At 42.2% G+C, this 23177-nt stretch carries 26 protein-coding genes and 1 pseudogene; 15 read left to right on the top strand and 12 right to left on the bottom strand.

Annotated elements, in window-relative coordinates:
• Window positions 1–27 precede the first annotated feature (27 nt).
• The gene (gene pta, locus JN080_RS13925; protein ID WP_256236618.1) at window positions 28–999 is read right to left on the bottom strand and encodes a phosphate acetyltransferase; all 972 of its coding nucleotides are present in this window, start codon (window positions 997–999) and stop codon (window positions 28–30) included.
• 295 nt (window positions 1000–1294) lie between these two features.
• On the opposite strand from pta, the gene hemQ reads away from it, so the two are divergent.
• Window positions 1295–2038: a hydrogen peroxide-dependent heme synthase gene (hemQ, locus tag JN080_RS13920; protein ID WP_256236617.1), complete on the top strand. Its 744-nt coding sequence runs from the start codon at window positions 1295–1297 to the stop codon at window positions 2036–2038.
• A gap of 307 nt (window positions 2039–2345) precedes the next feature.
• Window positions 2346–2906 carry a spore coat protein GerQ gene (gene gerQ, locus JN080_RS13915; RefSeq protein ID WP_256236616.1) on the top strand — a complete coding sequence of 187 codons (561 nt, stop codon included), beginning with the start codon at window positions 2346–2348 and terminating at the stop codon, window positions 2904–2906.
• 115 nt (window positions 2907–3021) lie between these two features.
• On the opposite strand, the gene JN080_RS13910 is transcribed toward gerQ, so the two are convergent.
• The 8 genes from JN080_RS13910 to mobA all read right to left on the bottom strand — a co-directional run bounded on the left by JN080_RS13910 (window position 3022) and on the right by mobA (window position 8253).
• Complete coding sequence (locus JN080_RS13910; protein ID WP_256236615.1) at window positions 3022–3393, bottom strand: DUF423 domain-containing protein; 372 nt, start codon at window positions 3391–3393, stop codon at window positions 3022–3024.
• 12 nt (window positions 3394–3405) lie between these two features.
• Entirely contained in the window at window positions 3406–3690 is a 285-nt protein-coding gene (locus JN080_RS13905; RefSeq protein WP_256236614.1) for a YwdI family protein, read from the bottom strand.
• Window positions 3691–3952: 262 nt separating this feature from the next.
• Window positions 3953–5344 carry a class II fumarate hydratase gene (gene fumC, locus JN080_RS13900; protein WP_256236613.1) on the bottom strand — a complete coding sequence of 464 codons (1392 nt, stop codon included), beginning with the start codon at window positions 5342–5344 and terminating at the stop codon, window positions 3953–3955.
• A gap of 153 nt (window positions 5345–5497) precedes the next feature.
• A complete protein-coding gene (locus tag JN080_RS13895) occupies window positions 5498–6517 on the bottom strand; it encodes a MoeB/ThiF family adenylyltransferase (protein ID WP_256236612.1) in 1020 nt (339 codons plus the stop codon).
• Window positions 6518–6560: 43 nt separating this feature from the next.
• On the bottom strand, window positions 6561–6794 hold the full coding sequence (gene moaD / locus JN080_RS13890) for a molybdopterin converting factor subunit 1 (RefSeq protein WP_256236611.1): 234 nt from the start codon (window positions 6792–6794) through the stop codon (window positions 6561–6563).
• Window positions 6787–7251, bottom strand: a complete 465-nt coding sequence (locus JN080_RS13885) for a molybdenum cofactor biosynthesis protein MoaE (RefSeq protein WP_256236610.1) — start codon at window positions 7249–7251, stop codon at window positions 6787–6789. Before JN080_RS13885 ends, moaD begins: the two co-directional genes overlap by 8 nt.
• A 106-nt stretch (window positions 7252–7357) precedes the next feature.
• A complete protein-coding gene (locus JN080_RS13880; protein WP_256236609.1) occupies window positions 7358–7513 on the bottom strand; it encodes a hypothetical protein in 156 nt (51 codons plus the stop codon).
• Window positions 7514–7638: 125 nt separating this feature from the next.
• The gene (gene mobA, locus JN080_RS13875; protein WP_256236624.1) at window positions 7639–8253 is read right to left on the bottom strand and encodes a molybdenum cofactor guanylyltransferase; all 615 of its coding nucleotides are present in this window, start codon (window positions 8251–8253) and stop codon (window positions 7639–7641) included.
• Between the two features lie 193 nt (window positions 8254–8446).
• Between mobA and JN080_RS13870 the strand changes: the two genes are divergently transcribed.
• Both JN080_RS13870 and bshB2 read left to right on the top strand, forming a co-directional pair.
• On the top strand, window positions 8447–8794 hold the full coding sequence (locus tag JN080_RS13870) for a YojF family protein (protein ID WP_256236608.1): 348 nt from the start codon (window positions 8447–8449) through the stop codon (window positions 8792–8794).
• A gap of 103 nt (window positions 8795–8897) precedes the next feature.
• On the top strand, window positions 8898–9563 hold the full coding sequence (bshB2, locus tag JN080_RS13865; protein ID WP_256236607.1) for a bacillithiol biosynthesis deacetylase BshB2: 666 nt from the start codon (window positions 8898–8900) through the stop codon (window positions 9561–9563).
• Between the two features lie 196 nt (window positions 9564–9759).
• Here bshB2 and JN080_RS13860 read toward each other — a convergent pair whose 3' ends face one another.
• A complete protein-coding gene (locus JN080_RS13860) occupies window positions 9760–10494 on the bottom strand; it encodes a Crp/Fnr family transcriptional regulator (protein ID WP_256236606.1) in 735 nt (244 codons plus the stop codon).
• Between the two features lie 251 nt (window positions 10495–10745).
• Between JN080_RS13860 and JN080_RS13855 the strand changes: the two genes are divergently transcribed.
• The 10 genes and pseudogenes from JN080_RS13855 to JN080_RS13810 all read left to right on the top strand — a co-directional run bounded on the left by JN080_RS13855 (window position 10746) and on the right by JN080_RS13810 (window position 20491).
• A complete protein-coding gene (locus JN080_RS13855; protein ID WP_256236605.1) occupies window positions 10746–11204 on the top strand; it encodes a cytochrome c in 459 nt (152 codons plus the stop codon).
• A gap of 19 nt (window positions 11205–11223) precedes the next feature.
• Window positions 11224–13113 (top strand): Sec-dependent nitrous-oxide reductase, encoded by a 1890-nt coding sequence (gene nosZ / locus JN080_RS13850; RefSeq protein WP_256236604.1) that lies wholly within the window; start codon window positions 11224–11226, stop codon window positions 13111–13113.
• 71 nt (window positions 13114–13184) lie between these two features.
• Window positions 13185–13751 (top strand): hypothetical protein, encoded by a 567-nt coding sequence (locus tag JN080_RS13845; RefSeq protein WP_256236603.1) that lies wholly within the window; start codon window positions 13185–13187, stop codon window positions 13749–13751.
• Window positions 13752–13813: 62 nt separating this feature from the next.
• Complete coding sequence (nosD, locus tag JN080_RS13840) at window positions 13814–15058, top strand: nitrous oxide reductase family maturation protein NosD (protein WP_256236602.1); 1245 nt, start codon at window positions 13814–13816, stop codon at window positions 15056–15058.
• 149 nt (window positions 15059–15207) lie between these two features.
• On the top strand, window positions 15208–16005 hold the full coding sequence (locus JN080_RS13835; protein WP_256236601.1) for an ABC transporter permease: 798 nt from the start codon (window positions 15208–15210) through the stop codon (window positions 16003–16005).
• On the top strand, window positions 16002–16679 hold the full coding sequence (locus JN080_RS13830; RefSeq protein WP_256236600.1) for an ABC transporter ATP-binding protein: 678 nt from the start codon (window positions 16002–16004) through the stop codon (window positions 16677–16679). Before JN080_RS13835 ends, JN080_RS13830 begins: the two co-directional genes overlap by 4 nt.
• On the top strand, window positions 16676–17578 hold the full coding sequence (locus JN080_RS13825; protein WP_256236599.1) for a FixH family protein: 903 nt from the start codon (window positions 16676–16678) through the stop codon (window positions 17576–17578). The genes JN080_RS13830 and JN080_RS13825 overlap by 4 nt, the downstream gene beginning before the upstream one ends.
• Window positions 17579–17905: 327 nt before the next feature.
• Window positions 17906–18628: an ABC transporter ATP-binding protein gene (locus JN080_RS13820; RefSeq protein ID WP_256236598.1), complete on the top strand. Its 723-nt coding sequence runs from the start codon at window positions 17906–17908 to the stop codon at window positions 18626–18628.
• Window positions 18625–19733: pseudogene (locus JN080_RS13815) on the top strand (ABC transporter permease). The gene JN080_RS13820 and the pseudogene JN080_RS13815 overlap by 4 nt, the downstream one beginning before the upstream one ends.
• Window positions 19734–19834: 101 nt before the next feature.
• Window positions 19835–20491, top strand: a complete 657-nt coding sequence (locus JN080_RS13810; RefSeq protein WP_256236597.1) for a TetR/AcrR family transcriptional regulator — start codon at window positions 19835–19837, stop codon at window positions 20489–20491.
• Window positions 20492–20765: 274 nt separating this feature from the next.
• Here the strand turns inward: JN080_RS13810 and JN080_RS13805 are convergent, their stop codons facing one another.
• Window positions 20766–21434: a DNA alkylation repair protein gene (locus JN080_RS13805; protein ID WP_256236596.1), complete on the bottom strand. Its 669-nt coding sequence runs from the start codon at window positions 21432–21434 to the stop codon at window positions 20766–20768.
• Window positions 21435–21513: 79 nt separating this feature from the next.
• Here JN080_RS13805 and JN080_RS13800 point away from each other — a divergent pair, with 79 nt between their 5' ends.
• On the top strand, window positions 21514–21669 hold the full coding sequence (locus JN080_RS13800) for a hypothetical protein (protein WP_256236595.1): 156 nt from the start codon (window positions 21514–21516) through the stop codon (window positions 21667–21669).
• A 346-nt stretch (window positions 21670–22015) separates the two neighbouring features.
• Here JN080_RS13800 and JN080_RS13795 read toward each other — a convergent pair whose 3' ends face one another.
• On the bottom strand, window positions 22016–23122 hold the full coding sequence (locus tag JN080_RS13795; protein WP_256236594.1) for a PRK06851 family protein: 1107 nt from the start codon (window positions 23120–23122) through the stop codon (window positions 22016–22018).
• Window positions 23123–23177: the final 55 nt, after the last annotated feature.

Below are 23177 nucleotides of genomic sequence, written 5' to 3'. Positions count from 1 at the left end.
CCCAACGAGACCAGCTTCCTAAGCCTTTTATAATGTCTGACCAGCAGTAATAAGCGCCAGCTTGTAGACATCTTCTTCGTTACAGCCGCGTGATAAGTCGTTTACAGGTTGATTCAGACCTTGTAAGATCGGACCGACCGCTTCAAACTTTCCTAAACGCTGAGCAATTTTGTAGCCGATATTACCTGCTTCAAGGCTTGGGAAAATAAACACGTTTGCATCCCCTTGAAGTGGTGAATTTGGTGCCTTGCTTTTAGCAACAGATGGCACGAAAGCAGCATCAAATTGGAATTCACCGTCAAGGACGAGCGTTGGGTCACGGCGCAGTGCTTCTTTAACTGCTCCTTCGACTTTGTCTGTTTCCGGTGATTTTGCAGAACCTTTAGTCGAAAAGCTGAGCATTGCAATGCGTGGTTCAATATCAAACATTTTGGCTGTTTTTGCACTTTCAATCGCGATTTCAGCAAGGTCATTGCTGTCTGGAGAAATATTGATTGCACAATCAGCAAACACATATTTTTCATCCTCGCGAACCATGATAAAAACACCAGAAGTTTTGCTGACGCCTTGCTTTGTTTTGATGATTTGGAGCGCAGGGCGAACTGTATCAGCTGTAGAATGCGCCGCACCGCTGACAAGGCCGTTAGCTTTGTTTAGGTATACGAGCATTGTTCCAAAGTAGTTTTCATCAAGTAAAATTTTGCGGGCGTTTTCTTCGGTTACCTTTCCTTTTCGGCGGTCCACGAAAGAAGCCACAAGCTCTTCCATACCGGCATAGTTTTGTGGATCATATATCTCAGCATTCTCAAGCGAAACGCCAAGCTCGCTTGCTTTTGCCTGTACTGCTTCAATGTTTCCGATTAGAATTGGTGTCAATAATCTTTCTGCTGCAAGCCGACCGGCTGCTTTTAAAATCCGTTCGTCTAATCCTTCTGGAAAAACAATTTTCACATCACGGCCTGAAACTTTTTGCTTTAATCCTTCAAATAAGTCACTCACGATAAATCCTCCTTTATGTAACTATGTATAAATGTTCAATTTTGAGAATTGCGTCCAGCGCTCTTTCTCCCTTTACAAGCATACTTTACCTGTTTGATAATTCAAGCGAAAGTCAATAAAAAAGCGATTACAAAAAGGATTTTATTTTTTCATAAAATTAAAACTAAATACAATCTTCTACAATCTCTTCATAAAAAGTTTTCACTAAACTCTGATGTTTTATTCTCATGGCTAATGGAGAAACTATGGTATAGTATGTACAATGAGCACAATTCTTATCTAGGAGTGATTATAAATGAGTGAAGCTGCAAAAACGCTTGACGGGTGGTATTGCTTGCATGATTTCCGTACGGTCGATTGGACGACATGGAAAATGCTTTCAAGTGATGAACGCCAATCCGCCATTCATGAGTTTCAAAGTCTAATTGAAAAGTGGAACACTACTCAAAATCGTAACGAAGGCAGCCATGCATTATATACAATTGTTGGTCAAAAAGCTGATTTTATGATGATGATTCTACGGCCGACTATGGAAGAATTAAATGAAATTGAAACCGAATTCAACAAATCTAAATTAGCAGAATTCACAGTTCCGGTTCATTCCTATGTATCAGTCGTGGAATTAAGCAATTATTTACCAGCCACAGAGGACCCTTATCAAAATCCACAAATTCAAGCACGACTTTATCCAAAATTGCCTAGAGCAAACTATGTTTGTTTTTATCCAATGGACAAACGCCGCCAAGGAAATGATAACTGGTATATGCTACCGATGGAGGACCGTAAAAAGCTGATGTACAGCCACGGAATGATTGGTCGCCAATATGCAGGAAAAGTGAAACAGATTATTACCGGGTCGGTTGGTTTTGATGATTACGAGTGGGGTGTCACGCTGTTTGCCGATGATGTCCTTCAATTTAAAAAGCTCGTGTATGAAATGCGTTTTGATGAAGTAAGTGCCCGCTATGGCGAGTTCGGTTCTTTCTTTGTTGGCAACATCTTAAATGAAGAACGGATTGCCAGCTTTTTGCATGTCTAACTAGAAGCCCAAAAGAAGAACGTCGACTACACCCTGTTCCTCGTAGCTAGACAATAAAAACAACCTGTAGCTCTTAGCGAAATGCTAAGGGCCTTTCTTTTTTCCTCAAAGTCATATTCATTACCTCGACCACATACTATTTAAACAGTGATTGTTTCCAAAACTTCATTTCTTTTTACCTGGCAATAGTGGTTCTCATTAAAGAGAGGTGAGAATGAAAGTTTTCCTTACCAGAGACAATTGTCCTGTCTAATAAGGCTGGGGATAAAAAGAGTCAAAATAGAGCTATATTTGAGGAGGGATTTTGATGAGTCAATATTATAATCCACAGGGAAATCAAGCCTATACAGGTGCAACTCGTCAGCAGATGCCATTTGGGGGCCAAACAGGCTTTCAGCCAAGTGCAGGAATGCCTGGCGGTGGAATGCCTGGCGGAATGCCCGGTGGAATGCCTGGCGGGATGCCTGGCGGGATGCCTGGCGGGATGCCTGGCGGGATGCCTGGCGGGATGCCTGGCGGGATGCCTGGCGGGATGCCTGGCGGGATGCCTGGCGGCGGCATGGCCGGCGGGGTTCCAGGCATGCTACCACTTGAACAGTCGTATATTGAAAATATTTTAAGATTAAATAAGGGGAAACTAGTTCATGTCTTTACCACCTTTGAAAACAATTCGCAATGGAATGCCAAAGAATTTACAGGAATTATCGAAGCTGCCGGCCGCGACCATCTTATCTTAAGTGACCCGCAAACCGGGAAACGCTATTTAATTCCAATGGTTCATCTTGATTACGTAACGTTTGATGAGGAAGTCGAATATGAGTCCCCGTTTGGAGGCGGACAATCGTTAGGAACGTACCCGCCAAGATAAAGCAGGGCAATATTGAAGTGATATCCAAAGCTGAATAGAGATAAAAAACGAATAAAAGGATGACCCATAAGGTCATCCTTTTATTCGTCGCTAAACGGGGGCTTCCCCTATTCTTTTATAAATGTTTTAGGGCACCGATGATCATAAGGATCCAGGCCGCTAAAAAGGAGACACCGCCAAGAGGTGTGATCGCTCCCAAAACACTTATTTTTGTTAGACTAAGAACGTAAAGACTGCCGCTAAACAAAATGATTCCGATCAGCATTAACCATCCTGACCAGGAGAATAGTGCACTAGTAGCCGCCTTGCCGAGAAGCATAGCAACTGCTAAAATGCCAAGTGCATGAAACATTTGATAGGTGACACCTGTTTTCCAAATATCTAAATAATGGGCATCTAATCTATCCTTCAGCCCGTGGGCACCGAATGCCCCAAGTGCAACAGCCAAAAAAGCATTAATGGCACCAATAATAATAAAGACTTTCATTATTTTCCTCCCTTAAAAATCAAGTAACGAGTCACCGTTCGCTTCATCATCCAAGGCTAACTTTTTAGGTTGATTGATTGTCATAGACATAGGCTGAGAAAACGATTGCTGCTGAATAATCCCTTTTGCTGCTGTAACAGTTGACTCATTTCTTAGCTGTTTTTCATCGAGGATCAGCTCGCATAATGTTTTAATCGAGTAAACTTTTTCTCGCAAGTTTTCCTCCTTCACAGTTGCTTTTGCCAAATGCAGCTCATCTTCCATTTTCGTTAATAATTTCTGAACTGAAATATTCATTTTCATGCACCCCGCAGTCTCCTCTTTATTGTACAGGATATTTTCCAATCCTTCGAATCATATGATCTTCCTTTAATACTCTGATAGTGAGTATCCCTTATCGGAATCGACAATATTTTCCTGTTCCACGTGAAACAAGTCGGAATTTGATAAAAAAACAAAAAGGCAGAAGAATCTAAATAGAAATCTGGCCGCCTGAAAAAAAGCCAAATTCCTCACGAGCAGAGAAATTGGCTTTTTTGAACAAAAGTGTCCGAGGAAATTAGTCACCATCAGGACGGATCATTTTTTCAGGATTGACCATTTGGTCGAATTCTTGTTCCGTCAGGAATCCACTTTTTAATGCTGCTTCTTTTAAGGTCGTTCCTTCTTTGTAAGCTAATTTAGCAATTGTTGCCGCCTTTTCATAGCCAATATGCGGATTAAGAGCAGTAACAAGCATAAGAGAATTTTTTAGATTGCGGTCAATGATGCCAACGTTTGGCTCAATTCCGACGGCACAATGATCATTGAAGGAAATCATTGCATCTGTAAGCAATTTTACGGATTGAAGAAAATTATAAATAATCACTGGCTTAAAGACATTCAATTCAAAATTACCTTGACTCGCCGCAAAGCCAATTGTCATATCATTTCCAACTATTTGGCATGTGACCATGGTCATCGCTTCGGTTTGAGTTGGATTTACCTTCCCTGGCATGATCGAACTTCCCGGTTCATTCGCCGGGATCGTAATTTCACCGATCCCGCTGCGCGGTCCGCTTGCCATCCACCTGACATCATTAGCAATTTTCATGAGGTCTGCAGCCAATGATTTTAAGGCACCATGTGTAAAAACAAGTTCATCATGACTAGTTAGGGCATGAAATTTATTGGGTGCAGATATAAATGTCTTTCCAGTCAGTGAACTGATTTCCGCAGCTACCATATCACCAAATTTGGGATGGGTATTCAAGCCTGTGCCAACTGCTGTTCCTCCGATCGCGAGTTCTTTCATAAAATTTACACTTTGTTTAATCATTTGCTCGTTTTTTTCAAGCATCCGGTGCCAGCCGCTGATTTCCTGACCAAGCGTTAAAGGGGTGGCATCCTGAAGATGCGTTCTTCCGATCTTGATGATCGTTTGAAATTCTGTCATTTTGTTGTTAAATGTCTTCTTTAAGCGATCCAGCGCTGGCAGCAGCTTGTCTTCTACTGAAAGGACACCAGCAATATGCATGGCGGTGGGAAAGGTATCATTTGAGCTTTGTGATTGATTGACATCATCATTGGGGTGAAGTTTACTTTTGCTTCCCTTTTCCGCTAATAATTGGTTCCCGCGGTGAGAAATTACTTCATTTACATTCATATTCGATTGGGTCCCGCTGCCTGTTTGCCAAACAGCAAGTGGAAAATGTTCATTCAGTTTATCAGCTAGGATTTCATCCGCCGCGGCCACGATTGCTTCAGCCTTGTCAGCGTCCATTTTGCCAAGTTTCTGATTCGTGAGCGCTGCACCTTTTTTGATCATTGCCAAGGCATGAACCACTTCAATTGGGATTTTTTCTGTTCCTATTTTAAAATTCTCAAAGCTGCGCTGTGTTTGTGCACCCCATAATTTATCTTCTGCTACTTCAATCTCACCAATGGAATCTTTCTCAATTCGATATTTCATCATAACCCCTCCTAAATGCCATCCTAAAATTCTTAAATTTAAAATCATATTATTCCTATTATCCAGCAATTATTGAATCTTTACCCCAAAAAAGAGAGGATAACCCAATACAGTTGGATTACCCTCTCAATACATCCTCTGTTATTATTTCTTCTATCCTAAAATCCGCTGGTACATTGACTTCGCATGAGTTATGTCCTTTGTGCCGTGAATAAGGGCACGGCCATCTTTGAAAATAACGATGCGCTCCGGATCCATATCCACGGAAAGCAAATAGGGATTCCCTTTTACTTGAAGTCCGAGGCTGCCCAGCTGCCGGGCGAGCCGCACGAGCGAAACCTCACCGGGACTGGAAGGACGGATTTGGACCGTATCACGGCCGCACAGTACTGTGGTTTTTGTCATATTTTCATGTTCTAAGTAAGGATAGGTGGGATGTTCTCCGCATGATAAACAGCCAGGGAACTTTGCCTTTGACATTTTCATCGTTGTATATTGGTTGCGCCATACATCAAAGCTCACAAATGTCGTTCGAACCGCATCCCAATCCTCTGCGAGGATTTTTAAGGTCTCAGCTGTTTGATGGGCAATTACCATTTGCACGGCCGGACCAATTATCCCCCCGGTATCACAGGTCATTCCCTGAAGCGGAATGGCTCGCAGTAAGCAATTTAAACAGGGGGTTTTTCCTGGGATAATCGTAAAGCTCATGCCGAAGCTGCCGACGCAGGCCCCGTAAATCCACGGTACTTTGTACTTCTGCGACACATCGTTGATGGCCATTCTAGTCTCAAAATTATCTGTTGCATCAATGATTAGGTCGACGCCAGCGGCTAAATCCTCTAACACTTCCGGGGTGGCATCACCAATGACTGCATTTATTTCTACAGCGGAATTGACCGCCGCAAGGCGCTTTTTGGCTGCAGCTGCCTTCGGGAGTTTATTGGCTACATCCTCCTCGGTATAAAGCTGCTGGCGCTGCAGGTTGCTTTCTTCTACATAATCGCGATCAATGATCGTGACCTTTCCCGTTCCGGCACGGACCAGCACCTCGGCATTACCTGATCCGAGTGCCCCCGCCCCAATAATAAGCACATGCTTGCTGCTGATTTTCGCTTGGCCCTCTTTCCCGATTCCTGGAAAAAGAATTTGCCGTGAATAACGCTCGTTCATCTCAACCCCCCTGACATTCGGAAAATGTTTAGTAAAATTTACCTCATCCTCCACTTACCGGGGGAACGAAGGCGATGGTGTCTCCATCGCTGATGGTTTCCTCATCCTGGGCAAATTCTTCGTTGATGGCAGTCATGACAGTATCCATTTTAGCGAGCTTGTAGGTTTCGATAACTTCTGCCTTCAACTGGGCAACTGTTTTTCCGGCTGCCTCAATCTGCACTTCTTCAGCCCCAACTTGATCACGCAAATGGGCAAAAAACAATACTTTATTCATGCAAATCCCCCTCAGCAGGTTTTCCAGCTGGATAGCTGACTGTTTCCGTTTGGTTGCCGATCCATTCTTCACCGTTTTCCCAATGCTCTTTTTTCCAAATTGGGACAATTTGCTTGATCCGTTCAATCGCATAGCGGTTGGCTTCATAGGAATCAGCGCGGTGCGGCGTCGATACCGCAATCACAACGGCGACATCCGTTATTTCCAAGCGGCCGACGCGGTGGGTGATCGCTGTTTTTGCATCCGGCCAGCGTTCCTCTATTTCCTTACCAATTTGTTCAAGCTTTTTCACAGCCATGGCTTCGTATGCTTCATAAATTAAAAACAACGTCTTTTTGCCGTGTGTCAATTCGCGCACCGTCCCGATAAACGTGGTAATAGCCCCAGCCTCGCGCTGGACGACCTTATCAATGACGGCTTGAATATCGATTGGCTCTTTTGAAATTTCAAAGTTCATAAGTTTCCACCTTTCATACTATTGAAAACAGCTTATGGCCATCTTTGACAACGACCTCGTAACCGCCGATTTTTTCAACCCGTTGCTTAAAGTCAAACGTTACACCCTACTTACTAGCCGATAAGATCAGGTGGGAAAATTCAATTAGCATTCCATCTGCGCGAACATAGGACATCGCAGCACCTGCTGCTCTTGTGAACGGATTAGCGTGTATTGCCCGCTCGGTCATTCGCACAAAATCCTCTTGACCTATTGTCGACACAATTCGGCAGCCTCATACAACCGGCCTTTTGGCTCAGGAATTTGTAATTAGTCACAAATAAGCGGGCAGAGGAACCATTTTAAGGCAAGATAGGAGGTTTTTCCTTTGAAAAATTGCATCTTGTCCTATCTCCCCCTATCCTGGCGTTCTGCCATTGCCAATTGGAGTGCCTCTTCATATTCATACGGGTGATTCATGTTATAAAAAAGCTTCTCAAAGCTAGAGCTAGCTCCGACCTGTAAATCCTCTTCCGTTAAGTAAAGAACATTTAGTTGATTAAGCAAGTCCTTCATGCTGAGGCGGTTCCTGTTAATATGATCTTCAATCCTTACTGCAAGTTTCTTTTTAAAAACAGCAAACAAAGGATGCTGCCTGCCGCCGATCACAGGTACCACTGCATCGTAATCACGACTATTTTTCACAAGGACTACCGCAAGCTCTGCTGAAACAAAGGGCATGTCACAGGCGATAACAACATTCACCTCGGCCGATGAAGCGATTAATCCAGCATGAATACCGGCCAGCGGGCCTTTTCCGGGGAAATAATCGCTAACGGTTTTTAAGCCTAAGAAGTGATAGGCTTTAGTGTCATTCGTTACAAGGATTGGATTAGGAAAAACCGGGCTTATGTTCGTTAGGATTCTCTCGATATTGGTCATGTCGTTTATTTTTAGAAGGGCCTTATTAGTCCCCATCCGGCTCGATTTTCCACCTGCTAAAATAATTACCCCCGCATCCATTCTTCGCACCCTCTATTCCTCCGTATCTATTCCCTTATTATACTATAAAAGGTTCCGCCTACTTGTTAAACTCTTGTGACTTTTAAAAGGAAACTGGGCAAGTACTTCGCTTTTTTCAAGTGACTTTAGTATGATAGAAATGTTCTTTATATAAATTTACCAGCAAATTGTATGACGGAAGGGGGTAAGCGTATTGGAGAAAATTGAACAAGAAACCGTCCAAGAGGAAATTAACCGGTTTGCTAATAAAGATGTCTATCTGCACCTTGAAACGACAAATGGCGCTTACGCCACGCACAATAATGAGAATTTCTTTTCAGCAGGAGCCTATATCCGCAATGCCCTTGTTCGTTATGAGCATGGAAAAATTACCGGCAGCGGTCCCTACCGTGTTGGCTTAAAAATCAACCTTGGCTGGGTTTATGCTGAAGGAATTACCCATTTTGAAGTGGACCAAGAAGGGCGACTCCTGCTTGCAGGGCACGATCCTTTAGGAAAGCTCGCTGTTGCCCTTGAAATTAGCACGAATCCGTTCGAATAAGATAAGCAAAAATGTTCGATGAACTAGTGAGAGAACCTTCGCCTTTGCTGCCTTTTCTTGTGGAGCATGCTTTTACCAAATTGTTAAGAAAGGAGAATCACCGATGGAAAATGAACGTCAAGTCCTAGTCGTCTTTCCACACCCTGATGATGAAGCATTTGGGGTATCTGGAACGATTGCGACACATATTGAGAATGGAACCCCTGTTACCTATGCGTGTTTAACATTAGGGGAAATGGGACGAAACATGGGAAATCCCCCTTTTACCACGAGGGAGGGGCTGCCAAAGATCAGGAAAGAAGAATTAAAGAATGCTGCGTCTGCTCTTGGCCTTCAAGATTTAAGAATGCTGGGATTTCGCGATAAAACCATTGAGTTTGAGGATGAGGAAAAGCTGGTTGACCTTATCACTGACCTAATTGAGGAGCTAAATCCGTCACTGGTAATTAGCTTCTATCCTGGCTATTCCGTCCATCCTGATCATGATGCTACTGGTGCAGTAGTGGTTAAAGCTGTTGGGCGGATTCCTGCTGGTCAGCGGCCAAAGCTGAATTGCGTTGCTTTCTCGAATAATTGTATCGATGAGCTTGGCCAGCCTGATATCATTCATAATATTAGCCCCGTTGTGGAGAAAAAACTCTCTGCAATTCGCGCCCACCGCTCGCAAACCGAGCAGCTGTTTCAATCAATGCTTGACCGGTACGAAAACCAGGACCCGGAAGCACTCGCCTGGGTAAATAACGAACGTTTTTGGACCTATAAGTTTTAGGAGGCGCCCCAATTGGGCAGCCTCTTATTTTTTGTGGTGGCAGATGGAGGGGCTGAATTTACAATAAAAGGCAAAATGCTCATAACTTTTTAAAATGGTTCATAACTTCCCGAAAATGGTCTAAAAATCAAAAGAAATGGTCCATAACCCAGCAATAATGGTTCATAAACCTAATTCCCGCTGAAAATAGACCAATTTAATATTCCTCCTGTAACAATGCACAAAGCTTACACGAGTCAATAATCATAATTTTCCGCGGCTTAATCTCGATGACTCCTTGTTTCTTTAATTTTGAAAAAACGCGGCTAACACTTTCTCTTGTGGCCCCAACAACGGTTGCAAATTCCTGGGTAGTCAGTGGAATCTCAATTTCCCAGCGCTTCTGTTCGCTATTAAACTTTTTCCCAAGCCTTTCTAATGCCTTAACTGTTTTTGAATAAACATCCAATAAGGCAACATCCCTTAAGGTGGTAGTCACTTCGCGGAGCTGGTCACTCATATAGCTAATCATTTGCAGTGCAAGCTCAGGCGAACGTGCTAATTCCCGCTCCAATTCTACCTTACTCAAAAAAAGGAGCATTCCATCTTGAAGCATTGTAGCGGTTGCAGGATAGAATGGTTTTGTACTTGTAAACAGACAGGCTTCAGCAAAGGCATCTCCTGCTTGCTTAATACAAACAATAATCTCATTGCCATCAACATCCTGTTTGGTTAATTTCACTACCCCCGATTGTACAAAAAAAACGCCCCTTGCCTCATCCTCCTCGGAAATAACTCGCTGGCCCTTTTTAAACGGAAAGGTTTGAATTTTACTTTCAAGCTCTTGCTTGGATCGCGTTGTTAACTCTCCCAAAAATATCATTTTCTGCAAAAAATCTTCCATCTGAAACTTCTTTTGCCGCGGCTCCACCGCCTGTTCAAATTGACTCATTTTTTCCACCACTCCATATTTTGAAATATCTCCCTTTGACTTGTTGTACCTTCATCATACAAAACTCACCCCCTTTATGAAGTGATTAGATTCACAAAATGTTCATTTTTTAAAACCCTTACAATTCCATATTTTATCTCCCGTTTCACAGAACGTTCACATCACTAGTAAACTATGTGATTTGCATCACGCTTTTTATGCGTTTTCACGTTTAGGATTTAGTTATTAACCAGATATAAGGGGGGGCGAAGATGAACAAGGCGATTTTTAGTTTCGTCATAAGTGCAATAATTGGTCTTGGTATTGGTTACGTCCTGTATGGTCTTTTGGGCGGAACAGGAAATACTCCGCAAGAGCCAGTTGCCGCAGCACCGAGCTCAAGCACTAGCACAGCTGCAGATCAAAGCACTAGCACACAGGGTTCTGCTGATAAAGCTACTGCAGTTGATGAAAACAATATTATTGCAAAAAGAGGATGTATCCAATGTCACTCTGTCGGGTCTTTAAATATTAAAGGCGGGCAGGTTGGTCCGGACTTATCACAAGCATATACAACTGTTGAAGGTAAGCACGGAAAGCCTATTGAGGAATTCTTAAAGCAGCCGACTTCTGCTGTAATGTCAGGAGTTATTGGGAAAAACCCTTTAACAGACGATCAGCGTAAACAAGTCCTAGAACTGCTCAAAAAAGCATCTGAAGCAAAACAATAATTAAAAAGGCGGTGTTAACATGTTCAAGAATAAAATAGTTCCGGCGATTACGGGACTAATTTGCGGCTTTGTTGCAGCAACAGTGGCCTTCGGTGATATTGGTCCCAGCCAGCCAAAAACAGCTGCTGGCAATACTTCCGCAGGCTCCGGAAACAGCAATGCCGAAAAGGTATATGTTCCACTGGGGCAAAAGGATCCATATTATTTATTTGCCTCCGGCGGCCACTCAGGACAATTGTTTGTTTATGGTGTGCCATCCATGCGGGAGATTCGGACTGTTCCGATCTTTTCACCAGATCCTGCAACCGGTTACGGCTTTGATGCTGAATCGAAAAAAATGCTTGGCGGCCTTCAAATGGGTGACTTCCACCATCCGGCCCTTTCCGAAACAAACGGAGATTATAACGGAAAATTTTTATTCGCAACCGATGTTGAAAACAGCCGCGCAGCTGTTGTTGATTTAAAAACTTTTACAACAAAAGACATTATTCAAGTGCCAAATACAAGCGGACCACACTGTGCAGCCTTCGTTACCCAAAACACAGAATATGTATTCCTGCCAACACGCTTTTCCATTCCGCTTGGCGGCCAATATGCATCGCTCGATGAATACAGTCAAAAATACCGCGGCGTAATGTCGGCATTAACACTTGACCAGGAAAAAGAAAAGCTAAATATCGCTTATCAAGTAGCACTTCCACCATGGTCCTATGATTTGTCCGATGCCGGTAAGAAAAGCTCCGGCGACTGGGCTGTTATGACAACATACAATACGGAAGAAGCAACATCAACACTTGAAATTAATGCTTCCCAAGCTGACCGCGATTACGTTGTTCTTTTCAACTGGAAAGAACTAGCGCAAATGGTGAAGGATGGCAAATACGAAACTGTAAATGGTCAAAAAATGATTTTTCCTGAAAAAGAAAAAGGCGGTATCTATTTAGTTCCAACCGCGAAGTCGCCGCACGGCGTTGACGTAACGCCAGACGGCAAATACTTCATCGCTTCCGGAAAGCTTGCACCTGCGATGACTGTATTCTCGTTTGAAAAAGCTTTTGAAGCAATCAAAAATAAACAATTTGCCGGCGAACGAAACGGCATTCCTGTACTGCAGTATAAAAAAGTTATGGAAAAGGAAGTAAATCCTGAAAATGCACTTGGACCGTTGCATTCAACATTTGATGACAAAGGAAATGCCTACACATCCATGTTCATTTCTTCAGAAATTGTTAAATGGAATTATAAAACAGGTGAAGTATTAGACAGAATCCCTGTTCAGTATTCACCGGGACACGTTGCATCTGCAGAAGGTGATACGGTTTCACCTGATGGAAAATACTTGATTTCACTGAATAAGCTTGCCAAGGATAATTTCTTGCCCGTAGGACCGTCACACCCTGAAACGATGCAGTTGATTGATATCAGCAAAGATAAGATGCACCTGCTTGATACGGTACCGTCCAATCCGGAGCCGCACTATGCACAAATGATAAAGGCGGATAAAATCCATCCAATCAATGTTTATCAGAAGGATCCGAACAATAAAGATGCAGTTTACAAACAAGAGGATACCAAAATCGTTCGCAGTGGTGATCGCGTTGATGTCTATGGAACGGCGATGCGCTCAAGATTTACCTTTGACCACAAGCAAAAACGCCCTGACGAGATTGACGTAAATCAAGGCGATCATGTTTATATCCACTTAACCAACATCGACTTTGATGAGGATATTACACATGGCTTTGCGATCAACGGATACGATTTGAATATGGAAGTTCAGCCTGGACAAACGAACACAATCGATTTCGTTGCTGATAAAGCCGGTACATTCCCGCTTTACTGCACAAACTTCTGTTCAGCATTACACCAGGAAATGACAGGCTACTTCCTTGTAAAACCAAAGAATTAAAGCTGGAGTGGGGTATCAATGGTTCATTGATACCCTCCCTTAATAAATTTACGATTAAAGGTGTGATGAACTTGTTTGCTAAAAGACTATCAATTGTTTCCTCCGTGCTTTTGGTTTGCTCGGCAATCATCATTGCCGTTTCAATCTTTTTCCCATGGTGGATGCTGCTTTTGTATGCACCGCAATATCCGGAGGGATTAAGTATTATTGTTTATCCCAATAAGCTTGACGGACAGCTTGATGTTATTAATAACTTAAACCATTATATTGGCATGTCCAACTTTAGTGAAAAAAGCTTCCCAGAATTAAGTTATCTTAGCTACGTCATCGGCGGACTTGCTGCGCTTACGTTTATCGTGGCCCTCCTGCGACGAAAACTTTATTTATATATCCTAATTTGTCTCTTTTTAATCGGCGGCTTACTCGGAGTCTATGATTTATTTCATTGGTTAAACACTTTCGGAACTAATCTTAGCCCTGAAGCACCAATTAAAATTAAGCCTTTCGTACCGCCTGTTGTTGGTCAAAACCATTTTGCCAACTTTACAACCTACAGTTACTTAGGTAAAGGAACCTATATGATTATTGTCGCCTTTATCCTGACACTCATTCCGTTATGGAAGGATCGAAAAAAATGAAAAAAATAACGCTCTTTCTCTTGGTTTTTTCGCTTTTTTTCATCATAAAGCCGGAGAAAAATATGGCAGCCGAAAACTTGCAATCGCTGGTCGACTCCATGAAAGAGGGGGCTGTTGTGAAGCTTGAAAATAAAACATACGAGGGAAATCTTGTTATCCGTAAAAGTATAACGATTATTGGTTCTGAGAATACCGTGATTAAAGGGGACGGGACGGGAAATGTGATTTCGGTAAAAGCGCCGCATGTAAGATTAAGCAATATTACTGTCACAAATAGCAGCATGAGCCGCGACAGTTCCGAAGAATACGCAGCAATCAAGCTTTATACAAACAACAATGTGGTTGATCACGTCAAAGTCCGCGATTCCTTTCACGGGATCTATCTAAGCCAGGCCCATCACAATACAATCTCCAATAACAATATTGTTGGAATGGGCAAAGGTGAAATTGCCGGACAAGGAAATGGCATTCAGGTTTATTATGCGAATTATAATCATTTATCACATAATAAAATTGAAAAGACTCGTGATGGAATGTTCTTCGTTTATGCTAACAACAATCGAATTGAGGAAAATCAAATAAGCAACACTCGATACGGTTTACATTATATGTATTCCGATCAAAACTATTTCAAAAACAATATATTCACAATGAATATAGGCGGAGCCGCCATTATGAATTCCAATCATATTACTTTAAAAAACAATCAATTTATTTTTAACTATGGAAATCAATCGTTTGGGTTACTGCTGCTGCAGGCCAATGATAATCATATAGAAGACAATACGTTTTACATGAACCAACGCGGCATTTATCTCGATCAGGCAACAAGAAACCTATTTCTAAAAAACAAGATTATTCAGAACCAAATCGGAGTTGAAATGTGGGCCAGCTCCAACGAACAAATCTTTACGCAAAACCAGATTACCGACAATACCATTCCGGCCGTAACGGTTGCCGGTAAAGGTGTGGGCAATTCGTGGAGCAAGAACGGGATTGGCAATGATTGGGGCAGCAGCTTTCCGCTCACTGATTTGGACCAAAACGGGATTGGCGACTTTCCGGTTGTCTATCACTCTTCCCTCCATCAGCTGCTTGAGGATCAGGAATTAACAACATTCTTTTTAAAAAGCCCTGCACTGAAAATTTATGAAAAAATGAATAGTTTGCTTGAGCGCGATGAAGTCATGTTCAAGGATTCACATCCGCTCGTAACAAAGACAAATCATCATCTGCTAACCGTCATTGTTACAATCATCATCATCTTCGCACTGTTGATATTAATAAAAGCGAAAGCGCACGTTTAGCGCACGACAGGACTGGAGCACAACGACTGAGATGAAGGAAACACGAAGAGCGTTAGCGCATTCGTGCTTGACTTATCGTAGGGAGATGGGCGAAGTACACTAGTCGCTGGGCGCCGAAGCTGGAGTCTAATAAAAGGGAGACATCGACTATGCATTACATTTGGAAGGAATGGAAGGAAAATTTAAGAGGAAAAGGGCTTTGGCTCTCGTTAAGCATTATTGGTCTGATTAGCTTAAGTATTCTGTTTCGTTCCTCACCCCTTTCATTTGCTAAAGGCTTTTATGTTCTCTTACTTAATTTATTTGATACGATTATCTATTTCATCCCGATTCTTTGTTTATTTATCGGCGCCTTTTCAATCTTTCAGGAAAAAGAACAAAAAACGCTGATCATGCTGTTAACCAAAAAGGAAAATTACCAAAGCTTTTTATGGAAAAAAAGCCTTAGTCTTTATACGGTTGTTCTTCTGCCCTTAATAGGCTGGTTTTTCATCTATTTACTGTTTAGTAAATTCAAATTTCAACTTGACGGTGGCAGCTATTTCATTTTTGTACTCTCGATTATTCTCATGGCGGTTATATTCCTGCAGATGGGGGCGGCAATTGGCAGTTTCAGCCGCTCGCGCATGCAGATTGTCGGCTATACCATTTTCGTTTGGTTTTATTTCTTTTTCCTGCATGACTTTCTGTTACTTTCCTTTCTGCCAAACGTTTCGCATGACAATGTCACCTGGTTTTCAATTGCGTACTTTATAAATCCGCTTGAAGCGGTAAGGATGTTCCTGGAAACAGGCATTGGCGTCTATTCCTTTGGTCATATGTCGAGGCTGCTGCAAGCGTTTATGTGGACAAAACCAGTTTACTTTTTGATCGGCGATCTTGTATTCTGGCTATGTGTTTCATTTGGGGCCGCTGTTATTTTTCACCGTCAGGAGGCAAACGAATGATTACTGTAGAAAATTTAACGCAAAGTTTTGGAAAGAAAATCGTTTTAGATAATATCAGTCTGGATATTAAAGAACGGGAAATTTGTGCCCTTGTCGGCCGCAACGGCGCTGGTAAATCAACGTTTATCAACAGCCTGCTCGGTCTGCTTCCCGTTCATCAGGGAAAGATCGCTATTAATGGCTGCACCGTCACGAACAAGAGCCGGGAATGGAAAAAATCAATTGCCTATTTACCAGAAAAATTCATGCTGTATCCACTCCTGACCGGCCAGGAAAATATCACATTTTTTGCCGAGGCCCTTTCCAAAAAGGCGGACACAGCGCGGATTGAATCTGTGTTGAAGTCAGTCCGGCTCTGGGACGACCGCAACGTCCAAATTAAGAAATACTCCAAGGGCATGCTGCAGCGTCTCGGTCTTGCGGTCACCCTGTATCAAGATGCGAGCATACTTATTCTCGATGAACCAACAAGCGGAATCGACCCGATTGGACGGGTGGAAATTTTAGAGGTGCTGAAGGCGCTGCACGATCAAACAATCTTGCTTTCTTCCCATCATCTTGATGAAATTAAACAGATTTGCACCCATGTTGCCTATTTAGATAATGGAAAAATGACAAAGTATACCGTTGATGAATTCTTAAAAACAGTGAATTTAGGAGGGATGGGCTCATGAAAAAGTCGATTCTGCTTGTATTGCTGCTAATGGCCGCAATGCTTGCCGGCTGCAGCTCGGGTCCTGATTATAAGGTGGATGTAACAAAGCCGCTCTATTTTGTAAAAGATAAAGCAGCCCCATTTGAAATCAAGGTAACCGAAAAAGGAAAAGCAATCAAAGGTCTAACGGTCACAGCCGAGATGGAAATGGCCAATATGGACCATGGAACAGAAACTGCCAAGCTTAAGGAAAGTGACAGCGGGCACTATTCAGGAAAAAGTAAGCTGCCGATGGACGGAAAGTATAAAATTACTTTTACAATGACCAAGGCAAAAGTGAAATCAGAAACAACGATCGATTATACTGTAAAAAAAGCACAGGGTCTAGCTACAATTAACGGCAAATGGATTACAAAAGACGACCTTGATTTTTATCAGTTCGTTAATAAGCTTCAGCTTGAGATCAATCGTGTAACAGCAAAACAAAAGTATAAAGGTGATGTGTTAAAAGATGAGCTCACCAATATTGATACACAGGAAAAAGCAGCCGCCGATCAAAATCAGCTGTTAACTCAGATTATCCGGATTCGCGCCATGGCGCTTCTAGCTGAGGAAAAAGGGCACAATGCTACCCCTGCTGATATTCAGGCAGCGATTGCCAAGGATCGTGCTCAATACAACGAATATCCCGAGGCTAAGCAGCTCATCCAACAGTTTGGCGAAACAAAATTCAGTGCCTTGGCTGAAAAGGAATACAAATACGCAGTCCTCGCTAACCAAGTAGAGGCAGATGTAATTGCACGAACAAAAGCGGAAAACCCAAAAGTCAATGACCAGGAAATCAATTACCAGGCACAGCAAAACTATGAAGACCTGCTTGTCTCGCAAATGAGTTCATTAAAGATTGAAGTTTTCTAAAGACCAGGTGCTTGCCTGGTCTTTTTTTATTCTTATTTTTCTGATGGTATTTTACAAAAAATGGCTAAATGCTCATAACTTACTGAAAATTGTTCATAACCTATCGAAAATCGTTCATAAATCTAAAAAAATTGTTCATAACCTACCTGAAATGGTTCATAAATCCGGAAAAGACATTCGTAACACAGTCATAACTATTACAAACGTCTCCATAATCGTTCATACGCTCCCCAAAATGGTTCCTATTAACATTTTAATCTTGACCACTGACGTAAAACGGTTATAATAAAAGTGAGTAATCACTCACTTTTATGAGGAGGCTTGTCAATGACACCATCCATTATTGTGAACCAAGTTAGTAAAAGCTTTGGTAAAAAGGAAGTCCTTCAAGATGTTGATTTAACCGTCGTCCCTGGGCAAATTTATGGCTTAATTGGACCATCCGGCTCGGGAAAAACGACCTTAGTCAAGCTGATTGTCGGCATGGACCGACCTTCGAAGGGGGATATCCGTGTGTTGGACACAGCTGTTCCTAATTTGCAGCTGTTGCAAAAAATTGGTTACATGGCCCAGGCCGACGCTTTGTATAACGATTTATCTGGAAAAGAAAACCTCGCTTTTTTTGCATCACTTTTTAAATTAAAAAAGAAAGAGCAAACAAAGAGGATCGCTTATGCTGCTGAGTTAGTCAATCTTACTTCCGAATTAGGAAAAAAGGTTGAAGCTTATTCAGGCGGGATGAAACGGCGACTATCGCTTGCGATTGCCGTTATCCAGGATCCACAGGTGCTTGTATTAGATGAACCAACCGTAGGAATTGACCCTGAACTGCGCTTATCAATTTGGAAGGAGCTTTACCGTTTAAAGAATGATGGTAAAACAATTTTAGTAACAACACATGTGATGGATGAAGCCGAAAAATGCGACCAGCTTGCAATGATCCGGGATGGCAGACTGATCACAAGCGGTTCCCCTGCTGAGCTCAAAGACAGATACGGGATTCATAGCTTAGAAGAAGTATTCTTAAAAGCGGGAGGCGGCATCAAATGATAACTCTTGCCTTTATTAAACGGATTAGCCAGCAAATGTTCCGGGATAAGCGGACGCTGGCATTGATGATGGTGGCCCCGCTGGTAATTATGACCTTAATGAACTTTTTATTTACCAGCGATACAGCCAACCCAAAGCTAGGTATTGCTGACGGTAATCATACCCTGTTAAGCAGCTGAAGGATAAAGACATAGACGTAAAACAATATACAAAGATTGACAAGATCAAAAAAACAATCATCACTGACAAATTAGATGGTTTTCTTACTGTTAGCGGAGAAACCTACAAGCTTACGCTTAAAAACTCGGACCCTGCTGCCGCAAAAGGATTGCAAATGAAAATCCAACAAGTACTTGCAGCCGAAACCGCTCAAAAACAAAAGGCCCGCTTAGCAACGTTTATGCAGGCACTGCAAACAAAGCTGCAAGTCGGACCGCAGCTGAAGCTAGAAACCATTAGCGCTCCCAAAATAAGCACTAACTATCTTTATGGCAGTAAGGACACTAGCCTTTTTGACTTGTTAGGTCCTATCCTTGTCGGATTCTTTGTGTTTTTCTTTGTGTTTCTTATTTCCGGAATTGCCTTATTGCGCGAGAGGACTACAGGCACGCTTGACCGTTTACTCGCGACCCCAATCCGCAGACATAACATTGTGTTTGGCTATTTGAGCGGGTATGGCTTATTTGCGATTGTGCAAACGGTGATTGTTGTCTTTTTTGCAGTTAAAGTATTAGATATCGTACTTATGGGCTCAATTTGGTATGTAATCTTAATTAATCTCGTGCTGGCTCTTGTTGCATTGTCACTCGGAATCCTCTTATCAGCCTTTGCCAATTCAGAATTCCAAATGATGCAATTTATCCCTGTTGTGATCATTCCACAGATCTTTTTTGCCGGCATCCTGCCTGTTGAAGGAATGGCCAACTGGCTCCAGATTATTGCTAAATGTATGCCGATGTACTATGGCGGCGATGCGCTTCAGGCTGTAATGTATAAAGGCTTAGGCTGGAGTGACATTCGCGGCGACCTGCTTGTTCTGCTAGGATTTGCGATTGTCTTTATTGTATTGAATGTATTTGCTCTTAAGAAATATCGGAAAATATAAATGAAGAGGCATATCGTGGGCAGCTGTACATGACTGCAACGCCTTCACGAGTATGCCTCAGTGCAGGAAAGTAATTTTTTTTAAAAGGTGATGAGACAAAATTGGCTGCTAAAAGTTTGATGGAATTAGCTCTAGCTCAAGCAAAGAATAACAAAAAGATGACTGAAAAGCAGCAAAAAATTGTAGAAACGGCGATCCAAATGTTTGCTGAAAAAGGCTATGCTTCGACTTCAACAAATGAAATTGCAAAAGCAGCCGGTGTAGCAGAGGGAACCATTTTCCGCCACTTTGGCTCAAAGGAGAACCTGCTGCTCTCCGTCATTCTGCCCTTTTTGCTTGATGCAGTCCCTGTCGTCGCGGATGAATTTATTAATGAGGTCCTGACGAAGCCCTATCACAGCTTTGAGAGCTTTTTAGCGACATTGATTGAGAACCGCTTGGAGTTCGTTAGCGAAAATAAACAGATCTTTAAAATACTTGTCGTCGAGCTCCTGCATCGCGATGAATTGCGGGAGCAGCTGATTTCCTTTTTCCAGCAGGCCCCGTACCAGCATATATCAGCTATTTTAGATACCTTTAAGCAGCGCGGGGAATTAGTTGATCTTCCCAATCCAACCTTGATTCGGACGGTGCTGACCCAGGTCTTTGGCTACTTTATGGTCCGCTTTGCCTTATTTCCAACTTTAAACTGGGATGATTCCCTTGATGTGGACCAACTCGTGCAGGTTATTTTAAAAGGAATTGGAAAGAGAAACTGAAAAGAGGAAGACCTGGAGCGTCTTCCTCCTTTTTCTACTTATTTAAGTTCCCTAAATGTTCACTTGGTCAAGTTTGATCGTGATTCCGCTAGTCTTGCCATTAATTCCGCCAAATTTTAAATTAATCCTCCAAAACTTATAATTATTCCGTAAAAAACAGCAACTATTCCGCGAATGTACTTTTTACAGTTGTAATCATAGACAAAAGTCTATGATTACCCCACCTCTCCTTTAGTACTTCCCAAATTGCTTTTGAATACTATTTCTCTTTTGCTTAGGTTAAATATTTGCTTCCTTCCCGATAGCTTAAGCGAGAAACCTGATGATTTTGCAAAAACTCCTTTACCGATGCTGGGTTTGTTTTCGAATATTCCCGCAATACCCAGCCAATTGCCTTTTGAATGAAGAATTCTTTTCGCTCAGCATTTTTCAGGATGTATTCATATAACAGGTGTTCATTTGTGCTTTGTTTGTATTTTAATTGAAAAAGGAGCGCCGTGCGGCGGAGCCATATGTCCTCAGCTGTTATCCATTTGTCAAAGTGTTCCTCGATGACCTCAGGAAACTGCTGGGCAATTGTTCCCACCGGCTTTGCGGCCAACGTATCAACGGTATCCCACCATGATTTGGTCGTAATCAACGTTTCCATTAAGGCCAGGTCCTGCTTTTGCAGTTTTTTTAATGATTTTTCTATGTATGATAAAGCGGCATATTGATACTCTCTTTCATCCTTCTGCCACAATGCTAAAACAAATTCATGGTTAAATGGTTCATTCAAAACCCCTGTCTTCTTAAAAAATTGCTTTTGAAGCTCACTCCTTAGTGGTTTCTTAATTCCTAAAAAAGGAAACTGATTCTTCATATATTTTTCCATTGGTCCAACTTGGACTTCATTTCGGTTTTCTTCAAATAATTGTATTAAGCTAGCAATATTATTTTCCATAATACCTCCCAGTTTCGAATATGTATAAAGCATTTCCACCTTGCCATACTAATTTTAGCTGATCGAAAGGAGCAATGAAATGACTAAGAAATATAACCGTGGCAGCAATAATCAAAATTCACCGCAGGCAGGGCATGCTGAGGCCGAGTTTGCCACTGAGTTTGTCAGCGGTGATAACAGCAAGGGAAATAAGCGCAATAAAAGCCAGCAAAGCAAAACCAATCCACATAAATAAGAAAAGCGCAAGCTCCCGTTTAGCGGCGTATGGCCAGGAGCACATCGACTGGGATAAAGTGAAACTTCAATCAGCGAATGTTTTTCTCGCTGATTGTTAGTTGAGCCGATCTGGTATTAACGGGCAGTTAGAATCTACTGCCCGTTAATACGGGATAAAGGAAACACGAAGAGCGCCAGCGATTCGATGTTGACTTATCGTAGGGAGATGGGCGAAGAGCTCTTGCCGCTGGGCTCTGGAGCTGGACAATTCTCAAAGTCAAATAATATCTTTTAAGAAAAGCGGAAGCTCCCGTTTGAAGTCAATCGGGCACTTCCGCTTTTTTTCAGACTAAACTAACCAACCCTTAGCCGAATTGATGGACACCGGCTAAGGTGTTAATTTCTTCTTCAATTTGCAATTGGATTTCTTCAACCTTAGAAAAGTCCATAGCAGAAGCATAAATGGTTTCAAGTTTATCATGCAGCTGCTTTGCTTTAGCTAAGTAGGAAATTGCTTGTTCCATTTTGGTTTTATATTTAGCAGCAATATTCTTAATTGTATCCGCATAGAGTTCATCGATTCCTGGTGTAATTAGCAGCTCATACATATCAATAATCTCGTCCCCATCCCTGCTTGGGAAATATTCATGCGGGGCGGTACTGTCAAAGATCGCAATGCCCAGTTCACGGAAAATGACCATATCCAGGCTATGGGGGTCAAAGCCGCAGTGATAGACCTCGACATCAATGCCTCGTTCTTCTGCTGCAGCGGCAAGCTTTTTTAGCAGCGTTGATTTCCCAGAGCCAGGGCGTCCTTTAATAAAGTAGCGCTTTGAGACTTCTTCGGTTAAGTTTGGAACAAAATCAACCGCCCCTTTTGGAGTCGCCGCTCCTAGGAAACGATGGCGGATATCCGCCTGTTTGTTTAATCTCATTTTCCCAAAAAACATTTCAATTAGCTTCGTGGTCAATTGATCAGCTTTCTTAAAATCCATATTGCTAATATAAATTTTTTCCCAATCATCGTGGATTTCCAGTGCTTCCTTAAAGGTAGCGTATGCATTTTGGAACGCTCTGCTGATTTGAGTTGTTAGACTTTGAATCAAGGTTTTTTGCAGCTTTAAGGTTTGCTTATCCCATGCTGACCCAAGATTAATATATTCCTCCACTGCACCAGGTGCAGTTGGCTCAATAATATGCGGTGCGGTTCCATCCACAACGCCTACCTTCAAGGCTGGAATTAACACACCATCAATGGATTCGTTATCTGATGAACAATGAAGAAATTCAATATCAAAGCCTCGTTCCACCCACTGATGCCCTATTTTTTTCATTAAAGAGGATTTCCCTGTCCCTGGTCCCCCCTTTAATATAAATAATCGTTCAAGACCTTGAAGATTTGACTCATACAGGCTATGAAAACCTCGGGCTGTATTTCCGCCAGCAAAGTAATTTTTAATTTTCCCTGTCACTTGCTTGCACTCCCTTTTACGATATACATTTTGTAAGCTGTTTCTTTCACAACTT

Source organism: Bacillus sp. EB600, from assembly GCF_024494385.1.
GTDB lineage: Bacteria > Bacillota > Bacilli > Bacillales > Cytobacillaceae > JAEVLT01.
The sequence above is the reverse complement of the archived record's forward strand: the minus strand, read 5'-3'. Positions and strand labels throughout refer to the sequence as shown.